We start from the raw sequence: 22,562 nt of genomic DNA on the forward strand, positions 1-22,562 counted from the left end.
CCTTACCGGATGGCGACGCGTGTGGCGGCATGCATTGGCACGCCCCGTCGCGTTTCTGTCTGTGCAACCCTGCACGCACACCACGCTTCACGGCATAACCGCGCAGGTTCCGCGCGGCGACTGGACTGCACTGGACCTGCGCGAACACGCCTACCTGCGCCGCGATGTCAGCGCCCAGTTCGACCAGTCGACCGTCGTTTACGAAGCAAACCCCGATCATATAGCGCCGCCCAGCACGGGTCATCCAATTTTGCTCAGCTATCTTGATGTCGTCATTGCGGGTCATATCACCCTTATGGGCGGAAACCCAAATTCTGGCGGCCCCGCGCATTTCTTCGCCACCACGACAGGCTGGGGCCCGATCCTTGATGACCGCGCCGATCCGCTTTATCCGCGCGCACAGCCGCTACATCGCGACACCCGCGCTATCGTGGACGCCACACTCGCGACCCTATCGGTTCCGGTGCAACCAGCCCAAAGTGCGCGCCTGCTTTTCGATGCCATCCGCGCCAGCATCCCCGCCACCACCAGCCCGCATGACTCGGTAGGCCACGATCAACGCGATAAACCCAAATAGAATTCCGCCCACAGCCTGCCCGATCAACACCCCACCTGCCCCGAACCACACCGAAAACACGATCACAAACGGGACCGTGCCAATCGTATGCCGGCCCCAATTCACCAACGTCGAATAAAATGGGTGGCCCATGTTATTGCAGGCCGCGTTGGACACAAAGATCATACCGTTGAAAAACCAAAGCAGGCTCAACGGTCCAGCGAACAAAAACACCAACCTGCGCGCGGGGCCGTCCAGCACAAACAGCATCTCCAGCAAGGGCCGCGCGGTGAACAACAGGCCGGACACGACCACAACAACAATGCCCGTAAAAATTAGCCCTTCACGAAACGCCCGTTTGACACGGTCAGGCTGACCGGCGCCAAAATTCTGTCCGATGATCGGCCCAATGGCCCCCGAAAGCGCAAAAATAATCGCAAAAGCCACTGGCGTCAGACGGCCCACAATCGCCATCCCAGCAACGGCATCTTCACCAAACGCCGCCATGGACCGAGTGACATAGGCCTGCCCGATGGGGGTGGCCAATTGCGTCAAGATCGCCGGAAACGCAACAATCAAAACTGGGCGTAGATCCGGCAACATGTTCGACAGATCAGGGCGTCCAAAGCCACCATAATAGCGAACAATCGGCACCAAAGCACTGACACCAATCGCCACCCGCGCCGCAACGCTGGCCCAGGCAGCACCTTGCAATTCCAACCCGAACCCAAAGATCAGGATCGGGTCCAGAACCGCATTCACACAAGCGCCAATGATCGTCGCCATCATCGACCGTTGCGCGTCACCATGGGCGCGCAAAATCGCACCACCGACCATGCCGACCAGTAACAATGGCAATGACGGGATGATGATTGCCAGATAACTCACAGCCAGGTCAGCAGTCGCACCCGTCGCGCCGACCAAAGCAACAATCGGGTCCAGATTGAACCAGACAACGCCCGCAAAAATCGCGCCGAACAGGGCACCAAAGACCAGCACGTTCGTCGCGCGCCGCTGGGCCAAAACCGTATCACCCTCACCCAAGGATCGTGCGACCAACGCGCCCCCCGCAATCGCCATGCCGATCCCAAATGACGACGTGAAAAACAAAATTGCACCAGCATATCCGACAGCCGCCGCCAATTCCGCTTTGCCGAGCATTGAGATGAAAATCATGTCAATAAAATCAACCATGAACACCGCCATCAACCCGACCGACGACGTGAATGCCATGACCGAGATGTGGCGCATCAGCGACCCGCTCAGGAATTTCGCTTGTGCGTTTTCCGCGCCCGCTGCCATTACGCTTTCGGCTTTGTCTGCAACAGCGGCATTACATCCGCCATTTCGGGCCCGCGCGTCACGCCCGTAACCGCATGGCGCAGCGGCATAAACAGCCCCTTACCCTTGCGGCCCGTCACGTCCTTTACGGCCGCAGTCCATGTGCCCCATGTGTCATCCGCGTAGGGCGGATCACCCAACAACGCCAACGCCTGCGGCACAAATTCCGCGTCCTCATCTGCAATCTGCGGCGCGGCACCATCGCGAAACACCGCCCACCAATCGCCCATGTCATCCAAAGATGCGATGTTTTCGCGCACCACGTTCCAGAATCGTTCACCCAACAGCACAGGCACACCCAACGCGGCAACCGCGTCGGCGACATCTGCAAACGGGCGTGCCGCCAACCAACGGGCGGTCAACGGACCCAAATCATCCGCATCGAATTTCGTCGGAGCAGAGCCGAATTTCGACATCTCGAACCCAGCCACGACCTCCTCAACCGTTTCACGCAATTCAACAGGATCAGACGACCCCAGCCGCGCCATAAGACTCAGGATCGCCATCGGCGCAATGCCGTTTTTGCGCAAATCACGCAGCGCCAACGTCCCAAGACGTTTGGACAGCGCCTCACCCTGCGGACCCGTCAACAGGGAATGATGCGCGAACGTCGGAACAGTACCGCCCAGCGCTTGGATCATCTGTATTTGTGTCGCCGTATTCGTCACATGGTCGGACCCACGCACAACATCCGTGACCTTCATTTCCGTGTCATCCACGACAGATGCCAGCGTGTACAAATACTGCCCATCACCACGGATCAGCACAGGATCAGACACCGACGCCGCATCAATCGAAATTGCACCCAAAATACCATCAACCCACTCGGTACGCTTCTGATCGAGCTTAAAGCGCCAATGCCCTGTGCGCCCCTCAGCGCGATACGCAACGATCTGATCAGCGGTCAAATTCAATGCAGCGCGGTCATAAACCGGCGGTTTCCCCATATTCAGCTGCTTCTTGCGCTTAAGGTCCAGTTCAACCGGCGTCTCAAAACACTCATACAACCGACCCGACGCAATCAGCGCGTCGCGCGCTGCGTCATAGCGATCCAATCGTTTGGATTGATACTCAATCTGGTCCCAAGAAATCCCCAACCACGTCAGGTCTTCCATGATCCCGTCGACATATTCCTGCTTTGATCGCTCTGGGTCTGTGTCGTCGATCCGCAAGATAAACGTCCCACCCGCGCGGCGCGCAATTGCGTGATTAAACAACGCCGCCCGCAGGTTACCAATGTGTAAATAACCTGTAGGGGACGGGGCGAAACGGGTCGTGGTCATGGTAATAATTTCCGGTATGAAAGGTTGCATCCGGCTTTTCACAGCGCGGCCGCGATGTCCATATTTCCTACTACTCTAGCTCGCCTTAAATGGCCACGACCGACCCAGATTGTCAAACAAGCGCACACGTTCTATTGAACCACAGCCATGTCCACATCGGCCAGCTTGTTGATATACAGAAACGCCCTCGCTTTCTTGTGTTTGCCCAAGCGGTCCAAAATCAAACCGAAATCCTGATGCCTCAGCATGATATAATGACTCAGCCGCGCTTTTTGCGCGCAGTCCGCGGCGGTCTCAACTGATTGACGCAACACATGCATTGAAACGCTCTGCGGGAGTTTCGTTTTCCAGCGTCTTTCGTGGTCGCTCATTGGGCGGCCCTGCGACGGCGCTCAGCTTTGCCGGGCAATATATCAACAAATCTTTGCCTTTTGGGACGTATTGCACAGCAGACGGTTGGTGTTTTCGTTTGTGCCGCGTTGCCACGCATTTCCCCCTTTCGGGACATCGTGAGTTATGCGCGAAAGTTGGTGACGGTGTGATTAGGCGGCGTTCTGAGGTTGCTTGATCGCGTCCTTGAACTCAACCCCTTGCATGACTTCGGGCAGTCGGTTTGTGCCGCTGAGCTTTCGCCATTTCTTCTTGGCTGCCCCTTGCCTGACAGGGTATTGCGCAGCAATGTCCCGCGAAGGATCATCGGCTTGAAGACCATAGATAGGGCGGTTTTGCGGCTCAGGCAGCCTTTGGTTTTGCGTGTCTGATTGCGGACTGGGGCAAAGACGCTTTCAATCGGATTTGTCGTGCGGATGTGCTTCCAGTGTTTGGCTGGAAAGTCGTAGAAGGTAAGCAACGCGTCACGATCTTTGGTCAGCTTCTTGATAGCCCGCTCGTATTTCACGCCGTCGGTTTCCACAAACAGATCAAAGGCGACGATGGCCTCTTTCTTTGTTGCGGCCATCTATGACCCGGCAGGGCATGCTTGCATGCCTGAGAGGGCAGATGTCTTGCAGCCCTGCCGTGGGCTTTTCATGTAGGGCTTCGGCATCGCGCCCGTGATGTTGGCCATCTTGTGGAGCCAGCAGCGTTGTTCGCGTGTGCTCGGATACACGTCCCGCAATGCGGTCCAAAAGCCCAGGGCACCATCCATTGCCCGGCAGTGCATTGTGCAACAATGTCACGTGAGGAGGAGCCACAGGCCAGATCGGGCGCAATCATCAGTCCCCGTTTTTTCAGGCTCCGAAGAAGATCACGCCCGTTGAGCGGCAACACATGCTTGCATGTGTGAGAGGGGGTTGTCCGCGTTCTCGCGGAACCCATCCATGATACCAAGAACATCCTTGTCGCCGTATTCGTCTGCGCCAATAATCACCAACATACATTGACGATCATCGTCCAGGCGCGGGTTGAAGTAGACACCGTCCGCCCAGATGTAGGCGTAGCGCTTGCCCCCCTCTCATGCATGCGACGCATGCACTGCCGGGCAACAGGTCAGATCGCGCTTGCGCCAGGCCTTATACTCGTCCCACCAGGTTGCCTTAAGACGTGTGATTGTCGAAGACGACAACCCCTCGGCAGGCGGGCCCACCAACGAAGCCAGAGCCTCCCTGAAGTCCCCCGTCGAGATGCCCCCTCTCGGCGATGCAAGCATCGCCTGCCGGGCAGTGCTTGAGGTAAAGCCATGGCAGCAATTCCGCCACAGACTTTGCCTTGCGCAAATAGGGCGGGATAAGCGACGCGTTGAAATGGACCTTCATACCATCCGCGTTTGCACCACGGTCGCGCACCCGAGGAACCTGGACTGACACCTTGCCGATCCCCCTTCTCGGCAGATTGTTTCACAATCGCCTGTCCCGTTGCCGACAGGCCATGCTTTGCATGACCGAGAGGGGGCAATGGTCATAACTTCGCGCTCCGGCAGAAAGCCATGCTGCACCAGCCGCTGGCGACCCTCGTCGTTCAAAAGGTGGACGTGACCTTCCAGAAACTCCGACACCTCAGCGCGCACAGCAGTGGCCAGAAGCTCCCGTGCTCCTGCGCGCAGCACATCTGTCAACGGATCAGGTGAAAAATCGCTTGGTTTCGTGAAGTCGATAACTGTATTCTTGGTCATGTGGCATATCCCTTACTCAATGAGAATGCGGCGCGTCAACAACGCCATGATATGCCGCCCATCAGGGCCGTCACAAACTTTCAGCTATAACTCAGGGACGGATAAGTACTGGAATGCGGAGATCAAAGGGTTAGTGCTCTTTGTGGGGAAGCGCTCAAAGACCTGGTACTTTCAGAAGGACGTTGGCGGTCAGACCAAGCGCATTCTGATTGGCCGGTTTCCAATCATTTCTGCGCAGGCCGCACTTGGCGTCGCATTGGAGATGGGCCGAGGGGCAGGGAAAGCGGCTCAACTCGGCGCGCCCAAGTTGGAGGCCGTGATGGAGGCGTATTTGGCACGCCCTCAACTTCGTTCTGAGACCAACAAGATCGGGATGCGCGCCCAGCTTACGCTTCATCTAAAAGACTGGATGCGCTTGCCGCTCGACGAGATCAGCAAGGTCATGGCAGTGCGCCGTCATCACGACATGCCTGGATCGCCGTCAGCCGCCAATCATTTGCTTCGTAGTTTTCGCGCCATCTACAACCATGCCCGCCGGACTGGCGATCTGCCGGAAGCCCCAACGAAGGCGATAGAGTGGTTTGAAGATAAGCCTGATGGACGGATTATTGAGGACCTGAAGCACTGGCGGAAGACGATTGATGATCTGCCCAACCCGATCCATCACGTCGTTTGGGCGACGAAATATCGACATAAGGTTCTGCGCGGGCTGATGCGTGAACAGATCCGCGATATCATTCGACAGTCTTGTGCCGAGATGGGCGTGCATATTGTGAAGGGTGTTCTGGCAGGTGACCACGTCCACATGTTCATATCTGTCCCGCCACAGATCGCGCTGTCGAAGGTGATGCAGCGGATCAAATGGCGCTCGTCGCGGCGGGTTCAGATGGAGTTCCCAGAGTTGCGCCGCTATTGGGAAAGGCAGTTTTGGGCCCGTGGATATTTCTCGACAACGTCAGGAAATGTCACCGACAATGTCATCCTGCAGTATCTGGAATTAAATTCCAATCGCGATGCTACCGGCCTCGGCCGGTAGTGGTTCAATGGACTTCGTAAAACTGAAGTATTCACCTTAAAGTGGGAACAGATACAGGAAGACCGGATTCATCTGCCAATGACGAAGAACGGGCGGGGTTTCGATCTTCCTATCTTGCAACTGCACCATGAGATCTTGGGGCAATCCCCCCTAAAATTGTTGGCATTCAAAACTCAAATTTTCTCGGCAAGATATCTGAGGAGATTTTTGATGAAGATAGCGCGATTTAGCGACGCACAGGTCATGGGCATTTTGAAGCAGGCGGAGGGCGGTACGCCGGTCTCTGAGCTGTGTCGGGAGCATGGGATGAGTAGCGCCAGTTTTTACAAGTGGCGTGCCAAGTTCGGCGGCATGGATGCGTCCTTGATCACCGAGATGAAGGACATGGCCGAGCAAAACCGCCGTCTCAAGAGGATGTATGCTGCGATGAGTATGTCCGAGACGATCTTCTGAAGGAGGCGCTCGGAATAAAGCGCTAAGGCCGTCTCACCGACGATTCCCTCTCGGTGAATGTGCCATTCACCTGCCGGCCAGTGGATGGCCATGAATGCAGTCATGCAGCGGGGCACAAGTATCGCACTTGCCTGTCGTACCTTCCAAATTAGCGAGACCTGCTATCGGTACAGCCCGATCTTGAGTGATGAGAATGAGGAGAGAGCAGATTGGCTGGAACGCCTGACCAAGAACAAGCGCACGTGGGGCTTTGGGTTGTGTTTTTTATATTTACGCAACGTGCAGGGCTACGGCTGGAACCACAAACGCGTGTATCCCACTGGCCGTCAGGCGGATCTACTGTGAACTGGAGCTGAACCTGCGGATCAAGCCAAAAAATCGCCTCAAACGTGACAAACCCGAGCCGTTAGCGGTGCCTGATGCACCAAACGAGACCTGGTCTATCGCTGCCCGGCAGTTGATTGCTGTGCAATCAATGAGAGGGGATTTCATGGCGGATCAGCTTGCAGACGGCAGATCAATCCGAACTCTTAACGTCTTGGATGACTTCAATCGTGAAGGCTTGTGCATTGACGTGGACTTCTCGCTGCCCGCAGAACGCGTCGTCCGGAGCCTGAACCAGATCATCGAGTGGCGCGGCAAACCCCAAACCATACGTGTCGATAACGTCCTATGCGCGGAATGATTAGCTGAATTGGCGTCAGGTTATTGTCGCATCGAGGCGTCTCGACACGTTAGAAGCATTGCTCAGTTTGGCATTTTGGTCAACGAACTGTCTCTCCCATAACAAACACAGAGTACGCTTTTGCGGCTCTCACCGTCCTTAAGACGAGATCTTTGGGTCGTTGAGCAGAAGGCCTAAACATTATCTACGAGGTCAGTTGTCTGCCTCCACGGCCCTTACAGAGAAAGGTCCTACTGCTGTCGATCACCCCTCAAAGAAGGGGCGATATGGTTCGCCGTGCTTGATGATCCCATGAACGGTTCGGGCCATCTTCGCTGCGATTGCGGTGTACGCCTTTCGGCGCAAATGGGTGTTGTGACGGTCTTTGGCGATGTAGCGCTCGAACTTGTCGCGGAAGCTGTTGGTGCGCTGCAGAATAGCAACCTGTCCAGCCATCCAAAGCGTTCGACGAAGCCGAGCATTGCCATATTTTGACAGTTTGGTTTGCCCTCTGAATGTACCTGATTGCATAGTCGCAAGGTCCATTCCACAGAACTTCAAAAACTGCCGGTGATGACGAAAGCGCCGTACATCCCCAGCTTCTGCCAAAATTGTCAAAGCATTGCGTATTCCGGGGCAATCCGGCCACCCATACCGATTTGATCCGGCCGGGGGTTCCGGGGCATCCGGCCACCCCCCTTTGACCTGATTTAGTGTGCTGCGAGGCGATCTGTAGCAGGGCTACTCTGACGTTCCTTTTGAACATGCTTATCGCGTCGGAATCTGCGGCAACCGGCAGTCCGACTGATACTTTGGCAGTCTCGTAGATATCTGAAAGTAAACGCTCTTTTGCAACCTTGAGGCCCACCACATCCCAAGCGTCAGCGATGAATGCCTCCTTGCTCATGGCTGAGATCAAGTGTGGTGACGGATAACGTTCAAGGAAAGCAAAGAACCAGTCACTGCGAGAACTGCGATGGAAACGATCAGCTTCAGGAAAATACAGCGGCAGATAATGGGTTAAAACTCGGTGCCACAACTCGGTGCCACAACTCGGTGCCACAACTCGGTCTTCGACTTGGATACGATGTCATGCGTTTTGGAACGCTCTTGGATGTCGTTAGTGCCACGCACGAGGGGGTCATGATAAAACTGCTCGTTCCCGATCTCCATCATGTGAAGAATGACCTGGGCATCCTTAGGGTCGTTTTTGTCCCAACTGTTGTGCAAGGCCTCTCGCGTTCTGGCCAGGGCCACAGATGACACCAACTTCAACTCAAAACCTGCTGCGGCAAGATGATAAGCCAAGGCACGGTGATAATTACCCGTTGCTTCAAAAGCTACACGGACAGGGCGGCCGTAGCAGGCAAGCGATGTGATTAGACGATTGAAGTCGTCTAGCTGGTTCAGAACAGTCAAACGACGGCGGCGCTTCTTGTCCGCAATAGCAATGAGACCTTCGTCACGGGCCTTCGAGATATCGATGGCCACCAAAACGGGCGCAGTTTGTGTAATAATGATATCGGTCATAGTTGGTCTCCTTTGCGGTGTGGTTTGTACAAAACCACCGTAGGGACCTGAGGCACGGCTATGACCACCTGCTGCATTATTTGGGGCTGCGCAGGCAGTCATAGCCTTAAATTAGCGATATTCCGAAGGTGTTACGGCACAGAATATATCAGCGGGACCTTGATGACATGGGCCGAGAAACACAGTGTTCGGCTTGAACACATCCAGCCAGGCAAACCTCAACAGAACGCCTATATCGAGCGCTACAATCGAACCATTCGTGGCGAATGGCTGAGCCAATACATCTTTGAAACCATCGATGAGGCACAAGAACAAGCAACTGAATGGCTCTGGACTTACAACAACGAGCGACCCAACATGGGCATCGGCGGCATAACACCCGCAATGAAACTGAAAACAGCCGCGTGAATCATACGGCTGAGCCCCATTAAAAATGGGGGGATTACCGATACGTCTGAAGCCGCGCTGGAATCCAACCACATCATGCGTCAAAAACAACGCCCGTGGGTTACTCTGGAACGGGATTTGTACTGCGATTTCATGGATAGCGGTCACGGCTGCAATATCATCGGGAACATTAACCATATTAACAGAGGTAAATCTCCTGCGCTCTGTGTTCGCTTTAATTGGAAAGTTGTGAGATGCTACAAATCGGCCGATGAATACCATATAATCGCGGAATTTGCCCGTGAGTGCATCGACAAGCCGTCGTTTTTTCAGCTGTGACTGATCTTTCCCAACGACAAACCGGCATTCACTAGAAATAACGGGAGGGCATGATTTGGGTGCGAGGATGATGGCATCACCCAAGATCAAGCAAAGTTGATGATCCTCGCTTGCATTACCTGCACATCCACTACTTTGGCCGAAGGAGTTGGTGTGGAAGCGCGTGCGTTCAGCATCGAACACAAGAACCGCTTCGGCCCGTCTTCGGCAAAAGTTCCAGAATATCAGTGGGCAAGGTTCATTCAATAAGAATATACAGACTAAAGTCTTAATCATCGCTCACACCCGCTTGGTGTGGTCTGCACGCTCAGTGCGTTTGATACATAAAGCCGGATATTTTCGAGACAAAGACAGATATGAAAACATGAACTGGGCTGGGGTGTGTTGACAGGTCCCAGACTCGCGCGTAATGCAGCCTTTCAATTGGTGTTGGTGGTTCCCGCAAGGGAGTACCTGTCGGGGGTTCGCCCCAAAGGACAACGCCCTTCACGTTCCAAAGTTTGCGCATTTTGCGACGGCGATGGGGCAAACGCGTTTCTCAACCCGAACCTTTGGTGAGGATAAGTTGAGGAAGCACTTAAATTGATGAAGGAGATCAGCCGTGACCAAACGCACGTCTGCCAAGTATAAAATTGACCGCCGGATGGGTGAAAACATCTGGGGTCGTCCGAAATCCCCAGTCAACCGTCGTGAATACGGCCCTGGCCAGCACGGTCAGCGTCGTAAGGGCAAATTGTCCGACTTCGGTATGCAGTTGCGCGCCAAGCAGAAGCTTAAGGGCTACTACGGCGACCTGACAGAAAAGCAATTTCGCAAAATCTTTACTGAAGCCGAGCGAGTCAAAGGCGATACTGGTGAGAACCTGATTGGTTTGCTTGAGCGTCGTCTGGACGCTGTTGTGTACCGCGCCAAGTTCGTGCCGACTGTTTTCGCGGCGCGTCAGTTCGTGAATCACGGCCACGTCACAGTGAACGGCAAGAAGGTTAACATCCCGTCTTATCGCGTCAAAGAAGGCGATATCGTCGAAGTCCGCGACAGTTCCAAACAGAACGTGGCTGTCCTTGATGCTATCGGTTTGGCGGAACGCGATGTTCCTGATTACATGGACGTCGATCACTCCAAGATGTCCGCGACGTTCGTGCGCACACCTGGACTTGGCGATGTGCCATATCCGGTGATGATGGAGCCGAATCTCGTGATCGAATATTACGCTCAGAACTAAGTCTGGGCAGGGCGCACTTGCGTCGTTAGGAATAGGCCTGCCGCATCACTGTGGCGGGCCTTTTTGTTTGTGGTATGAGGAAAAGATCATGGGGATTAAAGCACAACCCGGCGTGATGGATATCGCCCTGTATAAGGGCGGAAAATCCCATGTGGACGGCGTTGAAAATGTGTTGAAACTGTCGTCCAACGAGAACCCCTTCGGACCGTCCGTGGCCGCTAAGGAAGCGCTTGTGCGCGCGTCCCACACCCTGCATCGCTATCCTTCGACTGACCACGCTGGATTGCGCGCCGCGATTGGCGACGTATGGGGGCTCGACCCTGAACGGATCATTTGCGGTAACGGATCGGGCGAAGTGCTGATGATGATCGCGCAGGCCTTCGCAGGCAAGGGCGATGAGGTTCTGTTCACCGAGCACGGTTTTGCAATGTATCCGATCTACGCCAATGCCAACGGCGCGAAGCCAGTTGTCGTGTCTGAGCGCGAACGCGTCGTGGATGTCGATGCATTGCTGGCCGCTTGCACCAAGAAAACCAAAGTTGTCTATATCGCCAACCCTGCCAACCCCACCGGAACCATGATCGGTGAGGCGGATATGGAGCGTCTGGCAGACGGTTTGCCCGACGGTGCAATTCTTGTTCTGGATGGCGCCTATGCGGAGTACGTGGGCGGCTATGATGCGGGCAAATCACTGGTCGAAAGTCGCAACAACGTCATCATGACACGCACGTTTTCCAAGATTTACGGGCTTGGCGGGCTGCGTATTGGCTATGGCTATGCCAACCAAGAGATTATCGACATGTTGATGCGTATTCGGGGCCCGTTCAATCTGTCCGCCCCCGCATTGGCTGCGGCAGAAGCTGCGATGCGCGATGTGGCCCACACCGAAAAGTGTCGCACTGATAATGCCAAACAACGGGACTGGATGGCGGGCGCATTGGCCGAATTGGGGCTGCCGTCTGATACCTCCACTGCGAATTTTATCCTTGTGCGGTTTGCATCTGAAGATGAAGCAATGGCCTGCAACGATCATCTTATGACACAGGGCATTCTGGTGCGTTTGGTGGCTGGTTACGGTTTGCCCAATTGTCTGCGGATCACTGTCGGCGATGAAGCGTCGTGCCGCCGCGTCGTTCATGCAATTGGGCAATTCAAAGGTACCAAAAAGGACTTAGACGCATGAGCGTGATGTACAACCGCGTGGCGCTGATCGGCCTTGGCCTGATCGCGTCGTCGATGTTTTGGGCAATAAAACGTGCGGGCGTAGCGGGCGAAGTCACCGGTTATGCACGATCATCCGGCACACGCGATGTCGCACGCGAAATTGGACTGTGCGACCGCGTTTTTGACACCGCGGCCGACGCTGTTGAAGGTGCTGATCTGATCGTTTTGTGCGTGCCCATTGGTGCGATGGACGCCACCGCGGCTGAGATTTCGGGCACGCTAAAACCGGGCGCTGTGGTGACAGACGTGGGGTCTGTCAAACGCGCAGTGATAACCGCCGTTGGTCCGCACGTTCCAGACGGTGTGCACTTTATTCCCGGACATCCCCTGGCGGGCACCGAACAATCGGGGCCGCGATCCGGTTTTGCTGAATTGTTCGACAACCGCTGGTGCCTGCTGACGCCCGACGGCGCGGAAGCAAATGAAGTCAAAAAGCTGCGCACATTTTGGGAAGCACTCGGTTCAAACGTTGATGAGATGGACGCCGATCACCACGATCTGGTGCTCGCCGTGACGTCGCATACACCGCACCTTATTGCATACACAATGGTTGGCGTCGCCGATGATCTTAGTCGTGTAACGGATACCGAAGTCGTCAATTTCTCTGCCGCAGGTTTTCGTGATTTTACGCGTATTGCGGCGTCTGATCCGACGATGTGGCGTGATGTGTTCCTAAACAACAAAGATGCGACCTTAGAAATTTTGGGCCGTTTCACAGAAGAATTGTTCGTCTTGCAACGGGCGATCCGGGAGGGCGACGGCGACCACCTGCATGATTACTTCACCCGCACGCGCGCAATCCGGCGCGGCATTATCGAGGCGGGGCAGGATACAGATGTTCCAAACTTTGGCCGAAACCCAGTCCGAAAATGAGGGGTGTTGCAACGATCTTTGCCGTGCTCTTGGCAAGTGCCGTTTGTGCACAAGATACGCGCCCGATTGCACGCGATGATGCAGCGGCCGCAGACTGGTTCGTGGTGCCGCCATCGATACAGGCCATTGCGCAATCAAGGCGCCCCGAACGCTGAACGCCAACGGTGCGCGCTGCGGCCGCAGAGTAATTCTCGGCCTTGGCCCAAGGTGCGGTTTGTGGCGACATTGCATTGCAGGGTGATCGTATCGGCAAGCATCCCGGACCGGGGGCGTGCGGGGTTGAAGACGCGGTCCGCCTGCGGTCGGTGTCGGGCGTGATGCTGTCAACGCCAGCGATCATTAATTGCACCACGGCGCGCGCTGCGAACTTGGGTCGACGCTGGGCTGTTGCCTGCGGTTGGGTCCGATGGTGGCGGCGTCGCCTCCATCCGCGTAGTGGCGCATTACGCGTGCCGGACGCGAAACAATCGCGCAGGCGCGCGGATGTCCGAACATGCCCACGGGAAGGCGATTGATATTGCCAGTATCGGTCTGCGCGACGGGCAGGAAATCACCGTTTTGACCGGATGGAACAGCAACGATGATGGCCAACAATTGCGCCGTATGTGGCGCGACGCATGCGGACCGTTTGGCACCGTACTGGGGCCGGAAGCGGACGAATTGCACCGCGACCATTTTCATTTTGATACTGCGCGACATCGATCCGGCAGCTATTGCCGTTAGGTTAGCGCAGCAGCGGCGCCGGCCCCAATGCAAACCCACCAAGGGCCATTTCGCCATTCACAATCGACAATGTGACAGTCAGCGTGTCCAGAATTTGCGGCGTTTCATCGAAATTTTTCGCAATTTCGGTCAAGAGAAAAATGCGGTCGTCTTCTAACGCCCCCGATGCCAGGGCCAGATCCAACGCTTGCTGCCAGTTGCGCGCTGAAATCGTGATGGACCCGTCCAACACGCCAGCATCATCAGGCGTCACGTCGCCGATGACCGACACTGACATTTCGCCCCACGCCAGCGCGAATTCCCTGATGCTGAGGGTCGTGATCGACAATGCAACAGCATCGGCGCTGTTCAGTTCAATTGGATCGGAAAGCACCAGGTCGCTGTCTAGGCGCAAGTTTTGCATGATCGGTGGTTGCAGGCCTTGCGGGTCGATCAAGCTACGAATATTTTCTGGCAGAACAATAGACCGCGCCTCAAAGTATACATCATAAGACTGGGTCGTCTCAGGGGTCAGTCGCATTGCGGCGAATAACCGTGCCAGCGCCAGTTCCTCGCCGCCTTCGGTGCGCAGCCGCGGGTTCAGCAACTCCAATTCCGCTTGCTGGAACGCCAACGCAGCGCTTGCGCTGACTTGGCCACGGGCAACCATTTCATTGGTAAACAGCGTGTAACGCGCGCCGTCGATGATGAAAACCTGTTCTTCGGGGAAGTACGCACGAACATTGTTGGGTTGATACGAAAGCGCAAGAATCTGAAAAACAGGTGTTTCCCAACGCACCCGCGCACCCGGGTCTTCGATTACAAGGTCAGTTACTGTCGTATCAAAACGCGATGGAAAGCCGCGCGTTGCCAGTGATGCGTAGGTCACATTCATCTCACCTGCATCGACTTGCGCGATTGCATCCGTTAATCGGGACTGAATTTGTGATCTGCCAACGAACCAATATCCGCCATAAAGCGTGGTAAGAACGACGACGAGGGCTATAAGATTACGCATTTTTGGGTCTTTCACGAGGCGTTGATTGGTGTTTAGAGGAGCCTCAATGAAAGGGCCATAAGAATGACGATGTGGGTGTTCGGATACGGATCATTGCTGTGGAACCCGGGATTCGACCCTGCGGAAGCCGTGACGGCGACGCTGTCAGGCTATCACCGCAGTTTTTGCATGTTGTCGATCCATCATCGAGGGTCAGTTGAAGAACCGGGATTGGTGTTGGCACTGGACGCTGGTGACGCGGTCTGCACCGGCGTGGCTTTTCGGGTGGCCGTGGTGGACGAGGTCCGCGTGCTGGCGCAATTGCGCGAACGCGAACTGATCTCAAGTGCGTATGAAGAGGCGGATTTGCCGCTGGCGCTGCAAGATGGCCGCGCGGTTCAGGCGCTGGCCTACGTCATTAATCGTAACCACGAACAATACTGCCAGTTCGATCTGGAACGCCAAGCGCAGATGATTGCGCGATCTGTTGGCGGGCGCGGCCCGAACCCTGAATATTTATACAATACTGCCGAACATTTGGTCAAAATGGGTATCCAGGACGCGGATATGGCATGGCTGGTGGACAGAGTTCGGGTATTGACGTAAAATTGTTTGGGGTTCGTACCCTAAGTCCCTAATGTAACAGATAACAAACAACAAAGAGGTGCCCGATCCCATGGTAACAGGGGACAGAGAGGCCGAGCCGCAGTTTTCACAACCCGTGCGCCAGATCACATCGATGCTGGTGGTTTTGGCGTTGGTCTGTGTCGGCGTGTTCTTCGCGTTTCCGCGTGTGGGGCCCGTGTTTTTGGCAAACCCATATCTGAACGGATTCATATTCGTCGTCTTTGTGATCGGTGTTTTGTCGTGTTTTGGACAGGTCTGGCAGCTCATCAAATCTATCGGCTGGATTAAGGCGTTTGCAGGTGAAAAGCTCGGCTCGAACATCATTAAGGCGCCAGGATTGTTGGCGCCTTTGGCCACGCTTTTGCGATCACGCGGATCACGAATGCAACTGTCGTCAAGCTCATCCCGCTCTATCCTTGATTCTGTGTCACAACGGATCGACGAAGACCGCGAAATCACACGGTATATTGTCAACACGTTGATTTTCTTGGGCCTTTTGGGGACGTTCTATGGCCTCGCCACGACAGTTCCGGCATTGGTAGAAACGATCCAATCGCTCACTCCGGGGGAGGGCGAAAGCGGTGGAGAAGTTTTTGCGCGCCTGCAGGCCGGACTAGAAAGTCAGCTTGGTGGTATGGGGATCGCGTTTGCGTCGTCCTTGTTGGGTCTGGCAGGATCGCTGGTCGTCGGGCTGCTAGAATTGTTCGCAAGCCACGGACAGAACCGGTTTTACCGTGAACTTGAAGAATGGTTGTCCACGATCACCCGCGTCGGATTGGCGGCGGGCGATGAGGCAAGCGGCGATCAGGTTGCGATGGCGGGCGTTGTGGATCACATGGTCGAACAGATGGAACAGATGCAGGCGATGTTTGCAGCATCCGAAGCCAGCCGCGGTGAGGCCAATGAACGTGTTGGCGCGTTGACCGATGCGGTTGCGCAGATGGCGCAGCAATCGGCAACCGATCAAACGCCGGCGCAATTGTCCCGTGTCGCGGACGCGCAAGAAGCCTTGATCACTGCACTGAAAAACACTGGGATGGAAGGAATCGACGCAGAAAGCCGGATGCGGCTGCGCTCGATTGATGTGGGCCTTTTGCGCATCCTCGAAGATATGGCTGCAGGCCGCCAAGAGGTCGTTCACGACCTCCGTACAGATATCGCTAGCTTGACCAGTGCCGTGCGCCAAGGCAATCGCGGCGCGCGTAAAAACAATCAGGATGGCACCTAAGCCATGGCCCTAAGCCGCAGAACCGGCGCGCGTTTTCAAGCGTCGATCTGGCCGGGTTTCGTGGATGCGATGACGGGCCTGCTGCTGGTCCTGATGTTCGTGTTGACCATTTTTATGGTACTGCAATTTGTGTTGCAAGAAACGATCACAGGGCAGGAAAATCAACTAACTGAACTCTCTGCTGAGGTCTCGGCGTTGGCAGACGCATTGGGGCTGGAACAGGATCGATCCGCGACTTTGGGCACGCAAGTTGGTGCGTTGTCCACTGAATTGTCGGGTCTGCAGACGGCTTTGGGCGAAAGCGAAGCCGCAATTGAACAGCAAAATGCAATGATCGCGCGCCTGACGGTTGAACGCGACTCTTTGATTGGGGATGTGTCCAGTGCACAGTCTCGGATCACCGGATTTGAAGCTCAGGTTGCGGGCCTGCTGGAGCAGCGGCGTGACGCCGAAGGCGCAATCTCTGGCCTTGAGGCGCGTGAAGCCGAACTGGTGAGCGACCAAGAGGCGCTGAACCTCGCTATTGCGCAGGCCAGAACGGAAATCGATGCAGGTGCCGAGGCAGCACGCCTCGCCGCCGCGCGACGTGAAGCGCTTGAGGCGATGATTGCAAGTTTGGAAACTGATAATACATCTGTGAACACACAAATTGCTGCATTGGAAACGGCTGGGGTCGTGGCAGCAGCGCGGATGAGCGAACTGGAAGTGGCAGGCGCCGATGCAAACGCGCGGATTGTTGAACTGGAAGCCAGCAGTTCGGCAACCGACGCGCAGATTACTGGGTTAGAAGTGGCGCGCGCTGGTGCAAACGCCCAGATCGCAGAACTGCAAGCTAGCGCTGCGGCAACCGAGGTGAAGATTACTGGGTTAGAAGCGGCGCGTGCGGCTGCAAACGCCCAGATCGTTGGACTGGAAGCCAGCGGTGCGGCAACCGAGGCGCAGATTGCTGAGCTAGAAGCGGCGCGTGCGGCTGCACTCGTGCAAATCAGTGAAACCGAAGTGGCGATGTTGGTTGATGCCGCCGCCGCACAAGCGTTGCGCGAACGGCTGGCGAATGCGGACACGGAATTGACAGCGATGACCCTCGCCCTAGAAGAGCGGCGACAAGCGGCTGAGGATACGTTGACACTGTTGGCAGCGGCGCAAACTGCGCGGCACGATTTGGATCAAAACCTTGCAATTGTATTGCTGGCCCAACAGGAGGCCGAGGCCGCTGCGCAGGCGTTAGGCCTTGAACGCGGCGCGCTGGCAGACCGTTTGGCAGCCGCGCTTGGTGAGCAGGGTGAGACGGCGCAGACCCTTGAGGCGCTGCGGGGGCAACTTGCTGCGGCGCTGATCGCGCGTACGGGGATTGAACAGGAATTGTCGTCTGCAGCTGCGCAGCGTGATACGTTCAGCGATGATCTGGCGGCAGCGGTGGCTGCATTGGCAACGGCGCAGGCGCAGACTGGCGTGGCTGGGGCAGATGCGGATCGAAAGGCGGCCCTTTTGGCGCTGGCCAATAACGCGCTGACGCAGGAGCAGGCTTTGTCGTCGGACAACCAGCGTCAGGTTGCATTGCTCAATGAACAAGTGGCGGCACTGCGTGGTGAAATGGGGCGATTACAGGCGTTGCTTAATCTGGAAAACGACGCGGATGTAATGGCAAATGTGCAGATCGAAACGCTGACGCAGAATCTAAATACCGCGATGGCGCGCGCTTTGCTGGCAGAACGACGCGCACGGGTGCTGGAGGAAGCGGAGCTTGAGAGAATGGCAGCCGAAGCTGTGGAATTAGAACGCTACAGGTCTGATTTCTTGGGTCTTTTGCGTAATATCTTGGAAGACGTTGATGGCGTGCGCATCCAAGGCGACCGTTTCGTGTTCTCATCCGAGGTCCTGTTTGAGCAAGGGGCTGCGCAGTTGTCAGGCGAGGGGCAGCGCGAAATCGCAAAGGTCGCAACGATCCTGCGCGACGTGGCCGGTGACATCCCCGAAAGTATCGACTGGGTGATCCGCGTCGATGGACACACCGACAACGTGCCGTTGTCTGGCGCAGGCGAGTTTGCCAACAATTGGGAGTTGAGCCAAGCTCGGGCGTTGTCGGTCGTTCTTTATATGGTGAATTTCTTGGCGATACCGCCTGAACGCTTGGCCGCGAACGGGTTCGGGCAATACCAGCCGATTAACCCTGCAAACACCACTGAGGCCCGCGCACAGAACCGCCGGATTGAGTTGAAATTGACCGAGCGGTGATCCGATTGGGCGGCTGCGCCTCGTATGATTATTGGCGCATGCGGCTGTGTCAGCCAATCTCGACATTTGTAAGAGCGCGTTTGAAAGTTGCGCCTCCAGCAGGGATATTTTCGGCCTTATGTATCAAACGCATAGGTAATCCCCCCTAAAATTAGTGGTGTTTAAAAGTAGAATTTTCTCGGCAAGATATCTGAGGAGGTTTTTGATGAAGATAGCGCGATTTAGCGACGCACAGGTCATGGGCATTTTGAAGCAGGCAGAGGGCGGTACGCCGGTCTCTGAGCTGTGCCGAGAGCATGGGATGAGCATGTCCGAGACGATCTTCTGAAGGAGGCGCTCGGAAAAAAGCGCTAAGGCCGTCTCACCGACGATTCCCTCTCGGTGAATGTGCCATTCACCTGCCGGTCAGTGGATGGCCATGAATGCAGTCGTAATGTGGGGCACCAGTATCGCACTTGCCTGCCGTACCTTCCAAATCAGCGAGACCTGCTATCGGTACAGCCCGATCTTGAGTGATGAGAACGAGGAGAGAGCAGATTGGCTGGAACGCCTGGCCGTGCCTGATGCGCCAAACGATACTTGGTCTATCGCTGCCCGGCAGTTGATTGATTTGCAATCAATGAGAGGGGATTTCATGGCGGATCAGCTTGCAGACGGCAGGTCAATCAGAACGCTAAATGTCTTAGACGACTTCAATCGAGAGGGCCTGTGCATTGAAGTGGACTTCTCGCTGCCCGCCGAACGGGTCGTGCGAAGTTTAAACCAGATCATCGAGTGGCGCGGCAAACCCCAAACCATACGTGTCCCTTCTCATTGATTGCTTTGCAATCAACTGTCAGGCAACGGACAGCGGCCCAGAATACATCAGTGGGACCTTGATGACATGGGCCGAGAAACACGGCGTTCGGCTTGAACACATCCAGCCAGGCAAACCTCAGCAGAATGCCTATATCGAGCGCTACAATCGCACCGTTCGCGGCGAATGGCTGGCCAATACATCTTTGAAACGATTGAGGAGGCCCAAAAACAGGCGACAGAATGGCTCTGGACTTACAACAATGAGAGACCCAACATGGGCATCGGCGGCATAACACCCGCAATGAAACCGAAAACAGCCGCGTGAATTCTACGGCTGAGCCCCATTAAAAATGGGGGATTGCCCACCAAGCGGGTGTGAGGGATGATTAGATTTGCGATAATCGTGATATCAAGATGTTTTGTTTTCCCACGGGAGGCGATGATCTTGGTCCTCATATTCCTTCCAGCCTCGTTCGCGCATGGTGGTGTCACTACCGAAGAAACCGAATATTCTTCGGTGATTAAAGTTTCCACTTTGAAGCCCAGTCGTCGAACCGCTTGATTCTGGTTGCACCCATAACCCCGTCACGCTGGCTTTGTTGCACAAATCGTCTTGATGTCAGACTTCCTCTTAACTCTAGACGGATTTAGCTTACGGTCTCAGTACGGGGGATGCCAAGAACTGTGAAGCCGTTCAGGATCGCAGCACGGATTTGGATTTCTGCTGCCCGACGATCGAAGTCACGCGCGGCAAGGCGCTGACCGAGCAGCTTCACACAGTGCATCCATTGCCCGGCAGGGTATTGCGCAGCAATATCCCGAGAGGGTTTGTTTCGACGCGGCTCCAGCGGTGGTGACCAGTTAGGTTGCGCCAGAGAGCACGCCCCAAATACTTTGAGGATCGCACCGCTTCGTTTCGGGCTCGTGCTCCAGGCGTGACCGTTGCCCGACAGTGCATGCCTGCGTGCACGAAAGGGGGGCTTCCACAACTTGGCGTTCTTGCGGGGTGAGGGGCGTCTCGGAATTAATTCAGTGGATCTATCCAGCCCTGAACGGGCGAAGCCCCGGGTCGTAGGCACCGTCTGCCGTGACGCTGCCGATCTCCTGATCCGGTGCGATCTGGTCAAAACGATATGGTAGCATGGGCGGATCACCAATATTGCTGCCCGTCACGCCCCTCTCGGCAGATTGCTTTGCAATCGCCTGTCGGCAATGGATGGAACGGATCTCCAGTGTTTGTTCAACAATGCCCTGCCGGGCAAGGAATATGTATCTTGCGCCACAACCGGCGCTTGGGTCCACCATGCTTGCGCGCGTTGCACTTATTACCAGATAGGCGCATGCAAAGCATGCTGCCGAGAGGGCACCTTCGCCCTCCACTTTGATGCGCGGGCAGTCCACTGCCCGGCAATCGCCGCTTGCAGCGATGAGAGGGGGTGAGAAGGTGCAATGGACCTTTTGAGCCTTGATAGGGAACCGCGACTGACAGGATTTTCTGACGTCGACATAACGTGCTGAAGTCCGGGACCTCCCAGTCAAGGCCGAGCAACTTCAACAGGCTTTCCACAAAACCTGTAGTCTGCCTTAAGGGCATTCCAAAAACCACTTTTAACGTCAAACAAGCCTGGATTGCAGCGTCGCTATAGCTCGGCTCACGCCCCTGAGTGTCATTAGGACCTCAACGTGATCCCTTGCTTCGCCAGTGCGGTACAGCGCCAGCAGCGCATTGTTGATGGTTCCATCCTGCATACCCCATTTTGATTCACATGGGCGGAAAGATCAGCTATATTGTCGGTGCGTTTGATACATAAGGCCGTAAATATCCCCGCCGAAGGCTCCGGAATAAATCTCATATGCGTCCAGCTCAGGTCATGCGGCATCGTAGCGTAGAATCGCAGCCTCAGATGCGGACACAACGCGGCGGGCATAGGCGCCGTAGGAATTTACGTCGTCTTGGATGTTGGGCACCTGCGCAAACAGCCGTGCGCTGTCGTGCTCGTCGAGGTGGTCCAGACCTGCGCTTGCAGGATGAAAACTCTCGCTTTCGACACCATTTGCGAAAACGACCTCATGGCTTGGCAAAAGCATGTGAATATAGCGGACTTCGCGCATGGACCGATCGACATAGATGGAGGTGTCGTTCACCAAATCGCGCGCCGTTACCAGTACTTCATCCGTGTTAAACAATGCCAGCGCCCGCGCACCCCTGACCATCACGCGGTGGTCTGGGCTGACAAGCAGGCCGGCATCAGGCACATCATTATAAAGGGATCCGGCCCGTAGGCGGATCGGACAAAGATGTGGTGTCGCATATAGCCGCGTACCGGTGACGCGCCGCGACCCGATCCACAAAACTTCCTGACAGCCGTTGTCCTTTGTTTGAACTTTCGTGCCCTCGTGGATGTCTTCGACCCGCATCACGCCATCGCTTGTGCGGATCATCGTGCCAGGGGTGAAACAAATCACGCCACCCGCAGGATCATCGTTCTGGTCGCGCGCAGTCAAATCAACCGTGTGGTTCACAATCCACAGGTCCGTTGCACGCGGGGGAATTTCGCCTACGAACATGCACAACCGCGCCGACGGTGTCGCGCCGTCGATCAACGTCACGGTCCAAGTGTCGCGTCCGTCTGTCACCGTAAAAGACTGCTCAAATCCTAGGCTGTCAATTTCAACCAGATCCAGCCGCGTGGTTTTTATTTCCACGGCTTTAAGTAGCCGCCGCACCGACATCGCCGCGCGTTTGCGGATGTCCGCCTCGCCCACTGCGGTGCCCAATGGTAAAATATCTGCGGGTCCATCCACCCGTACCGCTTCGCCCGTCCAGCCCCAAGCCGTTCCCACCCGCAAGTCTTCAAGCGGAGCGGACCAGAACCCGTCGAGTTCTGTCTGCGACCAGGAAATGACGAACGTGCCACGAAAGCCTGTTTTCATACCTGTTACCTGCCTCTGTCTTG

At 55.7% G+C, this 22,562-nt stretch carries 12 protein-coding genes and 9 pseudogenes; 13 read left to right on the plus strand and 8 right to left on the minus strand.

From position 1 onward, the window contains the following. Positions 1 to 451: 451 nt before the first annotated feature. The 4 genes and pseudogenes from OAN307_RS20290 to OAN307_RS20305 all read right to left on the minus strand — a co-directional run bounded on the left by OAN307_RS20290 (position 452) and on the right by OAN307_RS20305 (position 5,290). Complete coding sequence (locus tag OAN307_RS20290) at positions 452 to 1,858, minus strand: MATE family efflux transporter (protein WP_044044130.1); 1,407 nt, start codon at positions 1,856 to 1,858, stop codon at positions 452 to 454. Further along, complete coding sequence (gltX, locus tag OAN307_RS20295; protein WP_015501399.1) at positions 1,858 to 3,180, minus strand: glutamate--tRNA ligase; 1,323 nt, start codon at positions 3,178 to 3,180, stop codon at positions 1,858 to 1,860. Before gltX ends, OAN307_RS20290 begins: the two co-directional genes overlap by 1 nt. Positions 3,181 to 3,474: 294 nt before the next feature. After that, positions 3,475 to 3,665: pseudogene (locus OAN307_RS30395) on the minus strand (IS30 family transposase); the annotation flags it as partial. Between the two features lie 57 nt (positions 3,666 to 3,722). After that, positions 3,723 to 5,290, minus strand: a pseudogene (locus tag OAN307_RS20305) (IS256 family transposase). Positions 5,291 to 5,756: 466 nt separating this feature from the next. Between OAN307_RS20305 and tnpA the strand changes: the two are divergent. The 3 pseudogenes from tnpA to OAN307_RS27130 form a co-directional block, all read left to right on the plus strand. After that, positions 5,757 to 6,275: pseudogene (gene tnpA / locus OAN307_RS31715) on the plus strand (IS200/IS605 family transposase); the annotation flags it as partial. A 48-nt stretch (positions 6,276 to 6,323) separates the two neighbouring features. Beyond that, a pseudogene (locus tag OAN307_RS30400) lies at positions 6,324 to 6,452 on the plus strand (tyrosine-type recombinase/integrase); the annotation flags it as partial. An 84-nt stretch (positions 6,453 to 6,536) separates the two neighbouring features. Beyond that, positions 6,537 to 7,446, plus strand: a pseudogene (locus tag OAN307_RS27130) (transposase); the annotation flags it as partial. Between the two features lie 202 nt (positions 7,447 to 7,648). Here OAN307_RS27130 and OAN307_RS31465 read toward each other — a convergent pair. Beyond that, a pseudogene (locus tag OAN307_RS31465) lies at positions 7,649 to 8,973 on the minus strand (IS110 family transposase). 135 nt (positions 8,974 to 9,108) lie between these two features. Between OAN307_RS31465 and OAN307_RS20340 the strand changes: the two are divergent. The 6 genes and pseudogenes from OAN307_RS20340 to OAN307_RS31000 form a co-directional block, all read left to right on the plus strand. Next, positions 9,109 to 9,381, plus strand: a pseudogene (locus OAN307_RS20340) (transposase); the annotation flags it as partial. A 919-nt stretch (positions 9,382 to 10,300) separates the two neighbouring features. Next, positions 10,301 to 10,921 carry a 30S ribosomal protein S4 gene (gene rpsD / locus OAN307_RS20345; protein WP_044044132.1) on the plus strand — a complete coding sequence of 207 codons (621 nt, stop codon included), beginning with the start codon at positions 10,301 to 10,303 and terminating at the stop codon, positions 10,919 to 10,921. A gap of 88 nt (positions 10,922 to 11,009) precedes the next feature. After that, positions 11,010 to 12,104 carry a histidinol-phosphate transaminase gene (gene hisC, locus OAN307_RS20350; RefSeq protein ID WP_015501406.1) on the plus strand — a complete coding sequence of 365 codons (1,095 nt, stop codon included), beginning with the start codon at positions 11,010 to 11,012 and terminating at the stop codon, positions 12,102 to 12,104. Further along, entirely contained in the window at positions 12,101 to 13,018 is a 918-nt protein-coding gene (locus tag OAN307_RS20355) for a prephenate/arogenate dehydrogenase family protein (protein WP_015501407.1), read from the plus strand. Before hisC ends, OAN307_RS20355 begins: the two co-directional genes overlap by 4 nt. After that, positions 13,015 to 13,173 carry a hypothetical protein gene (locus tag OAN307_RS29195; RefSeq protein WP_187292501.1) on the plus strand — a complete coding sequence of 53 codons (159 nt, stop codon included), beginning with the start codon at positions 13,015 to 13,017 and terminating at the stop codon, positions 13,171 to 13,173. The genes OAN307_RS20355 and OAN307_RS29195 overlap by 4 nt, the downstream gene beginning before the upstream one ends. A 232-nt stretch (positions 13,174 to 13,405) precedes the next feature. Beyond that, a complete protein-coding gene (locus OAN307_RS31000) occupies positions 13,406 to 13,741 on the plus strand; it encodes an extensin-like domain-containing protein (RefSeq protein ID WP_015501408.1) in 336 nt (111 codons plus the stop codon). A gap of 1 nt (position 13,742) precedes the next feature. Here OAN307_RS31000 and OAN307_RS20365 read toward each other — a convergent pair whose 3' ends face one another. Beyond that, positions 13,743 to 14,738: a DUF2125 domain-containing protein gene (locus OAN307_RS20365; RefSeq protein ID WP_015501409.1), complete on the minus strand. Its 996-nt coding sequence runs from the start codon at positions 14,736 to 14,738 to the stop codon at positions 13,743 to 13,745. Between the two features lie 63 nt (positions 14,739 to 14,801). Here OAN307_RS20365 and OAN307_RS20370 point away from each other — a divergent pair, with 63 nt between their 5' ends. The 4 genes and pseudogenes from OAN307_RS20370 to OAN307_RS20390 all read left to right on the plus strand — a co-directional run bounded on the left by OAN307_RS20370 (position 14,802) and on the right by OAN307_RS20390 (position 19,930). Next, entirely contained in the window at positions 14,802 to 15,323 is a 522-nt protein-coding gene (locus OAN307_RS20370; protein WP_044044135.1) for a gamma-glutamylcyclotransferase, read from the plus strand. Positions 15,324 to 15,393: 70 nt separating this feature from the next. Further along, positions 15,394 to 16,572: a biopolymer transporter ExbB gene (locus OAN307_RS20375; protein WP_083903239.1), complete on the plus strand. Its 1,179-nt coding sequence runs from the start codon at positions 15,394 to 15,396 to the stop codon at positions 16,570 to 16,572. Positions 16,573 to 16,575: 3 nt separating this feature from the next. Beyond that, a complete protein-coding gene (locus OAN307_RS20380; RefSeq protein ID WP_044044140.1) occupies positions 16,576 to 18,807 on the plus strand; it encodes a peptidoglycan -binding protein in 2,232 nt (743 codons plus the stop codon). Positions 18,808 to 19,012: 205 nt separating this feature from the next. Further along, positions 19,013 to 19,930 (plus strand): annotated as a pseudogene (locus OAN307_RS20390) (integrase core domain-containing protein). Positions 19,931 to 20,252: 322 nt separating this feature from the next. Here OAN307_RS20390 and OAN307_RS27140 read toward each other — a convergent pair. Next, positions 20,253 to 21,280 (minus strand): annotated as a pseudogene (locus tag OAN307_RS27140) (transposase); the annotation flags it as partial. Between the two features lie 194 nt (positions 21,281 to 21,474). Beyond that, positions 21,475 to 22,539 (minus strand): Hint domain-containing protein, encoded by a 1,065-nt coding sequence (locus OAN307_RS20405; protein ID WP_015501417.1) that lies wholly within the window; start codon positions 22,537 to 22,539, stop codon positions 21,475 to 21,477. Positions 22,540 to 22,562 lie beyond the last annotated feature (23 nt).

Source organism: Octadecabacter antarcticus 307 (assembly GCF_000155675.2).
GTDB lineage: Bacteria > Pseudomonadota > Alphaproteobacteria > Rhodobacterales > Rhodobacteraceae > Octadecabacter > Octadecabacter antarcticus.

Bases quoted from the DNA above. Each gene is read 5' to 3' on its own strand.
- OAN307_RS20290 (WP_044044130.1), bottom strand. From the start codon at position 1,858: ATGGCAGCGGGCGCGGAAAACGCACAAGCGAAATTCCTGAGCGGGTCG.
- gltX (WP_015501399.1), bottom strand. From the start codon at position 3,180: ATGACCACGACCCGTTTCGCCCCGTCCCCTACAGGTTATTTACACATT.
- hisC (WP_015501406.1), top strand. From the start codon at position 11,010: ATGGGGATTAAAGCACAACCCGGCGTGATGGATATCGCCCTGTATAAG.
- OAN307_RS20355 (WP_015501407.1), top strand. From the start codon at position 12,101: ATGAGCGTGATGTACAACCGCGTGGCGCTGATCGGCCTTGGCCTGATC.
- OAN307_RS29195 (WP_187292501.1), top strand. From the start codon at position 13,015: ATGAGGGGTGTTGCAACGATCTTTGCCGTGCTCTTGGCAAGTGCCGTT.
- OAN307_RS20365 (WP_015501409.1), bottom strand. From the start codon at position 14,738: ATGCGTAATCTTATAGCCCTCGTCGTCGTTCTTACCACGCTTTATGGC.
- OAN307_RS20370 (WP_044044135.1), top strand. From the start codon at position 14,802: ATGACGATGTGGGTGTTCGGATACGGATCATTGCTGTGGAACCCGGGA.
- OAN307_RS20375 (WP_083903239.1), top strand. From the start codon at position 15,394: ATGGTAACAGGGGACAGAGAGGCCGAGCCGCAGTTTTCACAACCCGTG.
- OAN307_RS20380 (WP_044044140.1), top strand. From the start codon at position 16,576: ATGGCCCTAAGCCGCAGAACCGGCGCGCGTTTTCAAGCGTCGATCTGG.
- OAN307_RS20405 (WP_015501417.1), bottom strand. From the start codon at position 22,539: ATGAAAACAGGCTTTCGTGGCACGTTCGTCATTTCCTGGTCGCAGACA.